Below are 12087 nucleotides of genomic sequence, written 5' to 3' on the forward strand. Positions count from 1 at the left end.
ATTATCGGAATAGCCGGAACATTTTTCATCCTGCGGCACCGGATCGAAGCCATTTTTACCAGTGTCTTATGTTCGTGGTTAACTGACTTGTAGATTTTCAAAACGTTTCACGCGTCAAATTTCCGCCTCTACCGTTTCATGACAAAAATCCGATCCGCAACTCGAATGGCTCTAAGCATCGGTATCGGATGCGCGTCGTTGATCTGGATCGCCGCAGCGATTGGATTGGTTCCTGATCCGGCGCTCGAACAGGGCAGAAGTCGAATTGGAACGGCGCGAACCCTTGCGGTGAATGTCGCCACGTATGCCGAAAATCGACGTCAGGTCAATTTGAAGAAGTTGCTTGAACGGACCGTTGAGAGCGACGACAATATCGTTTCAATCGGCGTGCGACGCACCAACAGCGAACAGCACCTGATGACGTTTGGTCCGCATGTCGAGTATTGGAATCTGGATCATCGAAATGATGCCGCGAAACAAATTAGCGTCGAAATTCTCGCCAGTGAACAGCCGTGGGGAGAGCTGGAGATCGTTTTCGCTCCCTATCAGTTTTCCGGCAACATCTTGTGGCTTTCCTTTCCGTTTGGATTGGTCGCGTTTGTGTTCACGGCCAGTTCTCTGTTCGCGTGGGTCATTCTTTCCAAATCCCTGAAGTACCTCAATCCGTCAAATGTCGTTCCCAGTCGTGTTCGTTCAGCCTTGGACACGTTGGCCGAAGGACTTGTTCTACTTGATGGAAACGGAGAGATTGCGCATGCCAATGAGTCGTTCAAAAAAATAACATCATCGATTGGTGAAGACATTCTCGGGCGAAAGATCGGAGACTTCGGCTGGCAAAAGGAAGCCACGGAACTTGATGAAGGCATGCCTTGGGAACTTTGCCTCGAAGACCAGCAACGAGTCGCCCGTCATGTGCTAAGTCTCACGCTTCCTGATTCGACGTTGAAGAAATTCGCTGTCAACGCGACGCCGATCTACAACGGTGAAGAAAAAGTTCGTGGCGTTCTGGTTAGCTTTGATGACGTTACCGCACTTGAAAACAAAAACTCCGAACTGGCCAAAATTATCGGTTCGTTGAGAAGTTCGCGAGACGAAGTCGCTCGTCAGAACGAACGATTGAACTTTCTCGCGTCCTACGATCCATTAACGAAATGCATGAACCGCCGATCATTCTTTGACCAGTTTGAGAAATATTGGAACGATGAGGACTGCAAACTGCTCAACCTGTTGATGTTGGACATTGACTTTTTCAAGAACATCAACGACACGCACGGGCACTCAATCGGTGACGAAGTCCTCGTCCTGATGGGGCATTTGTTGCGGGAGTCCGTTGGTGATCGGGGAATCGTATGTCGCTATGGTGGCGAAGAATTTGTCGTTCTGATCCCGTCAATTACCGTCGATCAGTGCGAGTCGTTTGCGAATGATCTGCGCCAATTGATTGAGCAATCTGAAACCAGCGGTGTGAAGTTTACAGCCAGTCTTGGTTTGTCGTGTCGTCAGTTCATTCCGATGGATGCCCAGCATTTGCTTGATCAGGCGGATGAGAGCCTGTATCTCGCGAAGGGTTCGGGGCGAAATAAAGTCGTACGTTTTGACAAGCGTCTTGAGTACAAGGAGCTGATCGACAAAGCTGCCGTCGCGGAAGCGGAACAGGGCAAGGAGATCCCGTACACCGCGGTTACCGGTTTGCTTTCGGCGCTCTCGTTTCGTTGTCCTCGGACGGCCGAACACTCAATTCGCGTCGCAGACATGTCCGTGATCGTCGGCGAACAGTTGATGAATCGTCGCGAGCTATATCAACTGGAAGTTGCGGCATTGCTGCACGACGTTGGCAAGATCGGAGTTCCCGATTCCATTCTGCACAAGCCTGGTCCATTGACCAAAGAAGAGTGGGTGGTGATGCGAAAGCATGATGACATTGGTGCTGAAATCGTCAGAAGTGCTTTGTCGTCTGAGAAAATTGCTCACTACATCGAATCACATCATCAGGAGTTTTCTGCGGACGATGTCGGCACTGACACCGTGATGTTGATGCCATTGGCATCACGAATTATGACGGTCTGTGACGCCTTCGATGCGATGACCAATGATCGCGTTTATCGTCCCGCCATGTCGGAGGACGAAGCACTGCAGGAGCTGGAAAGAAACTCGCCAGGGCAGTTCGATCCGCAGGTGGTTTCGATCCTGTGCGAGCATGTGCGTTCCGGAGTTCACAAACCAAAATCAGAAGTAGGTCGCCCGGTGTTCAGCACCCAGCAGGCCAACGCAATCGGTGAGCACATCGAAGAGCTCTATGTTGCTGTGAGCGATGAGGACGTTGAAAAGATCAAAAACGTGGTCCAGCAACTTCGCGCCGATGCCAGCGGTGATTCGCAAGTCGACGAAGTTGCGAATCGATTGGACGACGCCATCGGTGTCACGCCACAGGCTGATTTGGAAGAAGTACTGAATCTTGCCAACGAGGTCATGCAGATCTGTCGCGAGTCTCGCAACACGTTCGTTCAGACCGCTGAATCGATCGTCGCTGATTAAACGTCCAACAGCGATGTGATCGGCGAGCCTTCGCAAACAGCAAGTGGCCGGCCGATCGGTGTATCGAGTTCCTGTTCGTAGTCGATTCCCATTTGGGAAAGAATCGTGGCGTGAATGTCTTTCACCGGATGCGAGTCTTTCAACAACGACTTGGGTTTCGTTTCCGTTTTGGACACAATCGGAGAAGTCTCGCCAATCACCCGGCCGCCTTGGACTCCGCCGCCGGCCATCGCCATGCTGAACCCATGAGGCCAGTGGTCTCGTCCGCCAAGTGGATTGACGTGCGGTGTTCGACCAAACTCTCCACCGCAAACCACCATGGTCGTTTCAAGCAGGTCCCGCTTCTTGAGTTCCTTGATCAAATTGGCAAACGCAGGGTCAAGCACGTTGATTCGGCCGGCCTGAAGTTCATGGTTATTGGCGTGCGTGTCCCATCCGCCGAGCGTGACTTCGACGCAGCGGACGCCTTTCTCAATCAGCCGTAACGCCGCCAGGCAGCTGCGACCGAAAGGGCTATCGCCATAAGCCAACCGCTCCGATTCGGAAACGTCTTTGACGTTGAAAGCTTCCAATTGCTCCGACGACATCATCTTCAGTGCAGCCTGTTGTTGATGCGTCCCCAGAGAGCCCGCGACGGCTTTGTTGTTCTTGTTGCGTTCCAGAAAATGCTTATCCAGAAACGAAAGATCTTTCAATCGCGATTTCTGTTCCGAGTCATCAACCCAAGCGTTGATGTCGGAAATTGGATTGACCGGATCATTAACTTTGAAAGCGTCAAATTGATCTCCAAGGTAGCCACCGCGTCCGGGCATTTGGCCTGGCAGGATCGAAATGTGGCGAGGAATGTCTACGGTCCTGTCGCGATCGGTATGCAGCTGGTGACAAATGATGCTGCCAATCGAAGGATGTTTCAGCGTCGGATCCATCCGAAATCCGGTCTTGATGTTGTAGATCGCTCGCTCATGATCTCCTTCGCGCGAAGTCAGCGCACGAACCAGAGAAATCGAGTCCATTTGCTCTGCGGTTTGAACCAGGCCTTCGCCCAACAAAATCCCCGGAGCTCTCGACTTGATGGCTTTGCTGCCAGCAGCGATCTCGGTATCCGGATGCGGGTCGAAAGTCTCCAGTTGGCTGGGGGCGCCTTCAAGCCACAGCACGATCAGCGAAAGCGGACGTTTGGATGGGTTGTGTTCGGAATGCCGGGCCAGCGCAGTCCCCAACGGAGTCAGCCACGATAGCCCGCTCAGGCCAGCCATCTTTAAGAGCGTTCGACGTCGAATGTGTTCGATGCTGCCGCAGCTATGATCTTCCATCGTTTTACTTTGCGTTGGAGTAATTTGATTGAGTTGGTCGGTTGGGTTGGAGTAGCCCGGACGTTGCATGGCTTCGGGTGGAAGTCGTGCTTCAAAATGAAAACGTGGATTTCAAGCTGACTCTAATGATTCCAGCCAAATTCCAGGCTGTTAATCAAACTCCAATACAGCTGCATCACGCCACGTTCGCGCTGGCCGTGTTCTTCAAAACGCTGCAGGAAGTAGCCGACTTCTTCCTCCGTCGGGCGTCGCGAAAGTGCTGCAAGGTAAACTGTTTCAATCGCTGTTTCGGTGTCGGGGGACAGACCTGCGATGTGCGCTGACGAAAACGACTCGTCGCCGATACGCGTGTTCACCATCTCCCCATTGAACATCAACAGTTTTTGCGTCACCGTCTCGCCCGATTGTTCGAACTCGTTTTCGCCAGGGTCGCCGTAACGCTGAACGAACTGAGTCACCTCTCCGAACTTTCTTAGCTGCACAAAAATGTGAGCACTCTCATCGATCGGACGCAGCGACGCGGCCTGTGAAATCGCGCCGGCCATCTGTTCGGGCCGCAAACGACTCATTGGAAAAACCGCCAGGCCACGTTCATGCTCGGCAGTGATCTCGTGATCGGCCACGCTCTCCAGGCGATACGCTTTTGAATTGGCAATCAGTCGAATCAGTCGGCGAAGGTCAAACTCGTGCTCGATGAAATCGTCCACCAGGATTTCCATCGCTTCCGGGAAAGGCCCGTCAAGCGGAATGTTATCAACCGGTTCCATCATCGGACGCCCTGCCATGATCGCCCACATGCGATTCACGATCGCGCGAGAGAACGGACGATTTTCCGGATGCGTCACCCAGTGAGCCAGTTGTTTCCGCAGCGGCATGCCTTCCGGACGCAACTCCGGCGACCACGGAACCGCCGGTTCGATCTCCGTTTCCTCATCGTCGTGAAGCAGTTGATATTTCCACGAAGCGTTTTCGTTTGAAATGTCCTTGATGCCGAAAAAGCTGGCTCGAGTTCCGCCGAAGAACGCCGCCAGCGAATGAAAGTCAGTTTGTTCTCCGTTGCGAGGCCCGTCTGGATCCCCGACGTAGATGTTGTCCAGAAAATCATCGTGGCACTGCAGACAATCGATCCGCATGCCAACGAACGCCCTTACCGTTCGGCCGGTCAGCAGAATCGGATCCGGTTTGTCTTCCTCGCCAGAATCCGGAATGATGTTTCGCGTGTAGAAGTTTACGGCCGGCGAATCCGTCCAGATGCCTTCGTCAGTCAGCAGCTGTTTGACCAAATAGTCATAGCGTCGATTGCTTTCGATTTGATCTGACAGCCACGCAATAAATCGGCGGCGACGGTAAAGTAGAAAGGGCCCACCTTCAACGCCGACCCACGCACGAGCCAAACGCTCGGCCATATAGTCATGCGTTCGCTTGTCATCAAGCAATCGCGAAACCCACCACGAGATTCGTTGGTCCGATGGCTGCTGTTCAAGCGTCTTCAATTCCTGAACCGAAGGAATTGTGCCGGTTAGCCCCAGCGACAACCGGCGAGCCACCAGCCAGTCGTCCGCTACGTTGGCGACTTCCAGTCCCGCGTCAGACCACTGATCATCGAAAGCGGAGTCAATCGAGCCAACGACTTCGGTCACGCTCGCGGCTCGATTCGATTTCGGTTTCCACGATTTCGGTGCCGTCAACGCCGTCGGTGAAGTCAGGAAAATCGAAAGCACTCCTCCGCTGCCCACGCAGACCAAAAGAAACAAAACGTTCTTCGCGACCAGATTCAGTCTGTTGGAATTCACGACGTTGCTTTCTCTGAAACAATTTCCTCAAAGCATAGTACACTTTGGTATCGAACAAAGTTTTGCGAAAAAATCACCAAGTTTCGAATTCTTCGACTGGTTAGCTATCCATGGAAAATCCGGGCCAGATGCTTTCAATTTCCACTTCCGCGGCTGAAGAGATCGTTGCGGAGTTGGATCTCGATTCGCTGGCGACCGATCCATTGGATATTCCCAGTCAGGGCACGCAAAGCTGGCCCTTTCGCATCGCCGGATTCTGCTCGCGGATGTGTGCAAGAATCTTTGGTATCTGCAGCACGATCTTTCTGTTGGCGCTGCTGGCGAACGTTCCCATTTTGCAACTGATCACGTTCGGCTACTTACTCGATTCGAGTGGTAGTGCCGCGCGAGGACAATCGTTCCGCAGCCAATTTTCCGGAATCCGCAAAGCCATGCACCTGGGTGGAATCATGCTTGGTGCCTGGCTGTTGATCTGGCCGGCGCGATTTGTGTCCGGGTTCTGGATGGACGCCATGATCATTGATCCGACCAGCAGTCAAACCATCGCTCTGAAGATCGCTCAATGGTTTATCACCTTCGCAACGGTGGCTCACGTTTTCGCTGCCATCATCTGTGGCGGAAAGCTGCGATACTTTTTCTGGCCGCTGATCGCGCCGTTTTCCCTGGCGATCTGGTTGGTACGCCGTTCGAGTATTACACGCAAGCTACTTTCGATCACCGTCGGCTGGATTTCGCCAAAGCTCGTTGCTGACATCTGCAACGCACAACCGATCACGGACTGGTTCCTGCCAGCGATCTTTTTGAGACGGCTGTTCACCGAGAACCTGTTCGCGACGTCTTACGATTCGGTGAAGAATTTCCTTTTCGAGCTGGAGCTTCCTCGCTACTTTATGCTCGGGCTCAAAGGCCTGTTCGGGACGCTGTGCTGGCTGGCGATCCCGACCCTGATGTTGGCGGGTTCCACCAGCGACGAACCCGGGCTGGCGGGCTTGTGTCTGTTCATCGGAATCGTGGTCTCCGTTCCCGTGTTCGCGTTGTTGCCATTCGTGCAGACGCATTTCGCGACCGATGGAAAGCTGCGTCGGTTCTTTGAGCCGCTTCAGGTGATGCGTTTGTTTTCGCGAGCACCGATGGCTCATCTGTTTAGCCTGTTTCTGATTTTGCTTTTGGCGTTGCCGCTTTTTCTGTTGAAGATTGAGCAGGTTCCGGCTGAGTTTCTCTGGTCGCTGTCGCTGCTGTTCATCGCATTCGGTTGGCCGAGTCGCATGATCGCGGGCTGGGCGGTTGGTCGCGCTGCGAAGAAAGAGAAACCTGTTCGCTGGTGGTTGCGGTATCCGATTCAGTTCTTTGCCGCGCCGGTTTCGTTGCTGTTTGCAGTTATCTTTTATCTGACGCGCTACATCAGTTGGAATGGCACGTTGAGCCTGCTGGAAAACCATGTCTTTCTACTGCCGGCACCCTTCTGGCTGTCTTAACGGTTGGCTGAGTGTTCTTCTTGTGTTGGTCAAACCGCGATACCTTCGGTGATATTTGGCCGAAAAGGCAACGTTTGGAGCGGCGAAAATCGTTTCTGGCAACATTTGGAATTGCTCGAAACCTCCTGAGAAACTTTGGGTTTGATAGGGGGAGCAGCGAAAGCCGATGTCGGTCGCTCGCAAGAAACGCACTGTTGGCGCCGTTGGCGCTTCCCTCACCCCAACACGGCAGTGCGTTTCTTACGGTTGACTCGTCGACTTCACTTTCCTCGCGACTCCGTAAATCCCGAACCATTGGTACAATTGCCGTTGGAAATGGCCCCCACCCGGGACTTTGGACGCAATCAAAAGCTGTCTTTGGTGAACGCTAGGCTTTGATCTAAATTGGAGGGTCTGGCGTCAAGAATCCCTGCCCTCGGTAGCACCAAACTCTTATGAATCATATCGGCGAACTTCTTGTTGAACGCGGTCTCATATCAGACCAGCAACTGTCTCAAATCGATCCCTCGAGAGAACTCGATGGCGAATCGTTGTTGTCCGAGCTGGATCGGAAGAAGTATGTCGATCGGCATGCTGCTTACGATGCGATGGCCGAAGAGTTCGGCGTCGAGTTCATTGATCTGGCAAACACCGAAGTCGATTTGACGCTGTTGGAAACGTTTCCGCAAAAAGTCATCTATCGCCAAATTATCTTTCCCGTTCGCAAAGAGAACGGGACGCTGATCGTCGCGACGGCAGATCCGTCGGACTATTATCCGCTGGACGAAGTTAGCGCTGCGACGGGATTGGTCGTCGAGCCGGTTCTGGCTGAGAAGTCTGAAATCGCCAAGCTGATCAAGACGCATCTTGGTGTCGGTGGCGAGACGATCGAGGGATTGGTAAAGCAAAAAATCGAAGACGGCGTCGAGCTTCTCGAAGACATCGAAACCGATGGTAGCGAACTTTCGGAGATGGCTCAGGAAGCCAGCGTGATCCGGTTGGTGAACGAAATTCTGCTTGAAGCGATCGAGTCGCGGACGAGCGACGTGCACATCGAATCCCAGCAGGATCAAATCGTGATCCGCTACCGCATCGACGGGATGCTGCATACTCAGCCGATTCCTCCGGAAATCAATCACTTTCGCGCCGCGATCATCAGCCGCCTGAAAATTATGGCTCGGTTGAACATCGCGGAGAAGCGACTTCCGCAAGACGGCCGAATCAAACTGAAAGTCAAAGGTCGCGAGATCGATGTTCGTGTCTCGGTGATTCCGATGATTCACGGCGAGAGTCTGGTCATGCGTATTCTTGACAAAGGCGCGATGGTGTTCGAGCTGCAGAGCCTCGGGATGGCTCCGGATACCTACGCCACGTTCAGTGAGCTGATCAAGATTCCGCACGGTATCGTGTTGGTTACCGGGCCAACGGGTTCTGGTAAAACGACGACGCTCTATAGTTCGCTGATCGAAATCAATGACGCGTCGACGAAAATTATTACGACCGAAGACCCGGTTGAGTATCAGCTGGCCGGCATCAACCAGATTCAGGTGCACTCAAAGATCGGTCTCACGTTCGCCGCGTCACTGCGAAGTATTTTGCGTCATGACCCGGACGTCGTGCTCGTCGGTGAAATTCGTGACCTCGAAACAGCCGAAAATGCGATTCAGGCTTCGCTGACCGGTCACCTTGTATTTAGTACGCTGCACACGAATGACGCGGCCGGTGCGTTTACGCGTATGTGTGATATGGGCGTCGAGCCATTCCTTGTGGCGAGTACCGTTGAAGCCGTGATGGCTCAGCGACTAGTTCGACGGCTTTGTCGGAACTGTCGTCGTCAGGTGGATCCGTCAAAGATCGATCTGCCGAAGGATTTCCCGGTCGATCAGCTGCAAGGTTCGCTTTATGAACCAGCCGGTTGCCGCGAATGTCGCAACGTTGGTTACTCGGGTCGAATGGGTGTCTATGAGCTTCTGGTTACGACTGAAGCTGTCCGCGAATTGGCTCAGGAACGTGCCAGTACATGGGAGATCAAGAAAGCCTGTCTTGCTGGCGGAATGAAAACGCTGCGAGACGACGGTTGGCGAAAGGTGATCGCTGGCGATACTTCTGTTGAGGAGATTCTTCGAATCACAAAAGGAGACCGACTCGGGTAGTCGTTCGTCATTCGCAATGACGTCGAATCCGCATTCGCAATATCATGCCAGACTTTACTTATATAGCACGCGACACGTCAGGAGCCAAAATCGAGGGCTCGATGACGGCGAATTCCGAGGCGGACGTGATTTCACGGCTGACCAGCGATTCGCTGTTTCCTGTTAGCGTGACCGATGCCGCGGCCAGCACGAAGAAGTCGCTGGAGATGAATTTTGAGTTTGGCGGCAAGCCCAACGATCAGAAGATGGCGACGTTCTATTCGCAGCTGGCGTCGCTGTTGGAAAACGGCGTGCCTCTGATTCGCTCGTTGAATCTGCTGAAAGAGCAGGCCAAAAACAAAAAGCTGAAAGAAGCGCTCAACGATGTCGTTGCCCGAGTCGAAGACGGCGAAGAGCTGTCGGACTGCTTCCGCCGCCACGATTCGATCTTCAGCGACATGGCGATCAATATGTCGCGAGCCGGTGCTGAAGGTGGCTTCCTGGAAGACGCGCTCGATCGAGTCGGAACGTTCACAGAACAGCAGGCTGACCTGAAAGCCAAAACTGTCGGGGCGATGATCTATCCGATGATTCTGGCTTCGATGGGATCGCTGATCGTCTCCGTTCTGGTGATCTTCTTCGTTCCCAAGTTCGCGATGGTTTTCGAATCGTTGCGAGCCGAAGGCGAATTGCCAGCGGTAACCGAATGGTTGCTGTGGTTCAGTGATACGCTGCGAAATTACGGGCTGATCATCGTGCTGGTAGTCGGAGTTCTGTTTGCGGTCATTCGCAGCCAACTTGCGACCGAAGCCGGAAAGATGTTTGTCGATCGCGTCAAACTCAAGATTCCTTTGGTCGGCCCAATCCTGCTCAGTCTAGCCGTGGCCCGTTTTTGCCGCGTCTTGGGTACGCTGATGAAGAACGGTGTACCGATTTTGCGCGGTCTGGAAATTAGCCGTGAAGCTGCCGGCAATCGCGTCCTTTCGCTGGCGATCGAAAAGGCCGGCGAAAATGTGACCAGCGGCGAGACGTTGTCCAAGCCGTTGGAGAAATCGGGACATTTTCCGATCGAAGTCACCGAAATGATTAGTGTCGCGGAAGAATCAAACACGCTGGACACGGTTCTGATTACGATTTCCGATCAGCTTGAGAAACAGACGATGCGGCGGCTGGATGTTGCCGTAAAACTGATCGAGCCGTTCATGCTTTTGATCATGGCGATCGTCGTTCTTTTTGTCGTCGTTGCGTTGCTGCTACCGATCATGAAAATGGGCCAAACCGTTGGTTGATGTCGCTGGCTGGATTCCGTCTGGCTGACGTTGATGAACACTTTCCTTGAAACAAAATACAAACTTAACTATCAGGAGTAGATGAAATGAAATTCAAGACCATGGTGCGTCAAGCACACCGTCGCGGTAACCGCAAAGGTTTCACGCTTTTGGAACTGTTGCTCGTGATGGCGATCCTCGTCGTGCTCGCCGGCCTCGGAACCGTTGCCTACACCCGTCTGGGAACGGCTTCGAACATCAAGGCTTGCAAGGTTCAGATCAAAGAGATCAAAGACCTTTGTGTGGCTTACAAACTGCAAATGCAAACGTATCCGCGTTCGCTGCAGGACCTGGTTGTGTTGCCAAGCGGCATGACGCAAGCGGAGTGGGGCGGACCTTACTTCCGCGATGCGAAAATTCCAAAAGATCCGTGGAGAAATGAGTTCACTTACTCGGCGAACGAAGCTCAGGATCGCGTGTTTGTTTCGTCCAATGGACCGGATGGCGCCAAAGGCACAGCAGACGATATTCCTGGCAACAACGATCAGTAATTGGTTTGTCGATGACTCAATTCCGCCACATCCTGAATTCGCGCGTCGTAACCGCTTCGTGCGTTCGGCCAAAACACGGTCGGTCGGCATTTACGCTGATCGAGTTGTTGTTGGTGATGGCGGTGGTGATTGTGGTCATGAGCATGGCTGCTCCGTCAGTCAATCGCATGTTCCAGCGGACAGCGCTCGATCGTGGTGCTGACCGGGTTCGTGCTGCGATGGGAAAAGCTCGCGTCGATGCGATCAAGGAAGGCGATGTGTACGCTGTGTTCATCGCCCGAGGCAGCAACTGGTTTGACTCGGGGCCTTTCGCCAACTCGAGAGACCAGATTGCCAGAGCCAGTCGCGATCGTCGCAACGTCGATCAAACGGGAAACTCCGGATTCGAAGACAATCTTCTTCCTGGTGGCATTACCTTTGCCGCAACAGAAGTTTTGTCTGACGCCCGCGCTGAGGAAGTGCTTTCCGGCACAGAAAGTTCGGGCGGCGGTGGGCTGCAGCAAATCCTGTTCTATCCCGATGGAACGTCGCAGAACGCAAGCGTTGTTTTGCAAAACCAGATCGGCGGCATCGTTGAAATTCAGCTGCGTGGGCTGACTGGCCTTTCCAAATCGGTTCGACTCAAGAGCATGCGATGATCCGATTGAAACGAAAACGTGGTGGATTTTCCTTGCTGGAAGTCATTCTCGCGATCGCCATTCTCGGTGGTTCGATGGTGGTTATCGGACACGGATTTTGGCTTGGCTATCGCAGCGTCCGCAACGCCAGAATGGTCGGCATGGGCAATCGCTTTGCAGATTCCGCGATGGCAGAACTGTCAGCCGGAGTCATTGAACCGGCTTCCGTTTCCACCAAGTCGATTCCCAACGAAGAAGGTTGGGTCTATTCGATCGAAATCCAGGATGCGCCTGTTCCCGGTTTGCTGACGGCAATCGTGACGGTAGAGAATACTGAGTTTCAACCTCGAATCGCGGTTTCGCTGACACGGTTGGTGGTTGATCCCGACTACGACCCACTTGAATCAGAAAGTGGGGACTAGCA

Annotated in this window: 9 protein-coding genes; 7 read left to right on the forward strand and 2 right to left on the reverse strand. The window is 53.3% G+C overall.

Annotated features, from left to right (window positions below):
• Positions 1-165 precede the first annotated feature (165 nt).
• A complete protein-coding gene (locus MFFC18_RS10750; protein WP_162273994.1) occupies positions 166-2535 on the forward strand; it encodes a diguanylate cyclase in 2370 nt (789 codons plus the stop codon).
• Here MFFC18_RS10750 and MFFC18_RS10755 read toward each other — a convergent pair.
• Positions 2532-3848: a DUF1501 domain-containing protein gene (locus MFFC18_RS10755; protein ID WP_075086566.1), complete on the reverse strand. Its 1317-nt coding sequence runs from the start codon at positions 3846-3848 to the stop codon at positions 2532-2534. The genes MFFC18_RS10750 and MFFC18_RS10755 overlap by 4 nt on opposite strands.
• A gap of 122 nt (positions 3849-3970) precedes the next feature.
• Complete coding sequence (locus MFFC18_RS10760; RefSeq protein WP_084417465.1) at positions 3971-5641, reverse strand: DUF1553 domain-containing protein; 1671 nt, start codon at positions 5639-5641, stop codon at positions 3971-3973.
• A gap of 128 nt (positions 5642-5769) precedes the next feature.
• On the opposite strand from MFFC18_RS10760, the gene MFFC18_RS10765 reads away from it, so the two are divergent.
• The 6 genes from MFFC18_RS10765 (at position 5770) to MFFC18_RS10790 (ending at position 12085) form a co-directional block, all read left to right on the forward strand.
• Positions 5770-7116 carry a hypothetical protein gene (locus MFFC18_RS10765; protein ID WP_148618807.1) on the forward strand — a complete coding sequence of 449 codons (1347 nt, stop codon included), beginning with the start codon at positions 5770-5772 and terminating at the stop codon, positions 7114-7116.
• Between the two features lie 434 nt (positions 7117-7550).
• The gene (locus MFFC18_RS10770) at positions 7551-9248 is read left to right on the forward strand and encodes a GspE/PulE family protein (protein ID WP_075086537.1); all 1698 of its coding nucleotides are present in this window, start codon (positions 7551-7553) and stop codon (positions 9246-9248) included.
• A gap of 44 nt (positions 9249-9292) precedes the next feature.
• Entirely contained in the window at positions 9293-10516 is a 1224-nt protein-coding gene (locus MFFC18_RS10775) for a type II secretion system F family protein (protein ID WP_075086536.1), read from the forward strand.
• Positions 10517-10602: 86 nt separating this feature from the next.
• Entirely contained in the window at positions 10603-11046 is a 444-nt protein-coding gene (locus MFFC18_RS10780; protein WP_075086535.1) for a type II secretion system protein GspG, read from the forward strand.
• Positions 11047-11057: 11 nt separating this feature from the next.
• Complete coding sequence (locus MFFC18_RS10785) at positions 11058-11684, forward strand: prepilin-type N-terminal cleavage/methylation domain-containing protein (protein WP_075086534.1); 627 nt, start codon at positions 11058-11060, stop codon at positions 11682-11684.
• Positions 11681-12085 carry a type IV pilus modification PilV family protein gene (locus MFFC18_RS10790; RefSeq protein WP_075086533.1) on the forward strand — a complete coding sequence of 135 codons (405 nt, stop codon included), beginning with the start codon at positions 11681-11683 and terminating at the stop codon, positions 12083-12085. Before MFFC18_RS10785 ends, MFFC18_RS10790 begins: the two co-directional genes overlap by 4 nt.
• The last annotated feature ends 2 nt before the right edge of the window (positions 12086-12087 follow it).

The sequence above is a fragment of the Mariniblastus fucicola genome, from assembly GCF_008087665.1.
GTDB lineage: Bacteria > Planctomycetota > Planctomycetia > Pirellulales > Pirellulaceae > Mariniblastus > Mariniblastus fucicola.

Bases quoted from the DNA above. Each gene is read 5' to 3' on its own strand.
- MFFC18_RS10755 (WP_075086566.1), bottom strand. From the start codon at position 3,848: ATGGAAGATCATAGCTGCGGCAGCATCGAACACATTCGACGTCGAACG.
- MFFC18_RS10765 (WP_148618807.1), top strand. From the start codon at position 5,770: ATGCTTTCAATTTCCACTTCCGCGGCTGAAGAGATCGTTGCGGAGTTG.
- MFFC18_RS10780 (WP_075086535.1), top strand. From the start codon at position 10,603: ATGAAATTCAAGACCATGGTGCGTCAAGCACACCGTCGCGGTAACCGC.
- MFFC18_RS10785 (WP_075086534.1), top strand. From the start codon at position 11,058: ATGACTCAATTCCGCCACATCCTGAATTCGCGCGTCGTAACCGCTTCG.
- MFFC18_RS10750 (WP_162273994.1), top strand. From the start codon at position 166: ATGGCTCTAAGCATCGGTATCGGATGCGCGTCGTTGATCTGGATCGCC.
- MFFC18_RS10790 (WP_075086533.1), top strand. From the start codon at position 11,681: ATGATCCGATTGAAACGAAAACGTGGTGGATTTTCCTTGCTGGAAGTC.
- MFFC18_RS10770 (WP_075086537.1), top strand. From the start codon at position 7,551: ATGAATCATATCGGCGAACTTCTTGTTGAACGCGGTCTCATATCAGAC.
- MFFC18_RS10775 (WP_075086536.1), top strand. From the start codon at position 9,293: ATGCCAGACTTTACTTATATAGCACGCGACACGTCAGGAGCCAAAATC.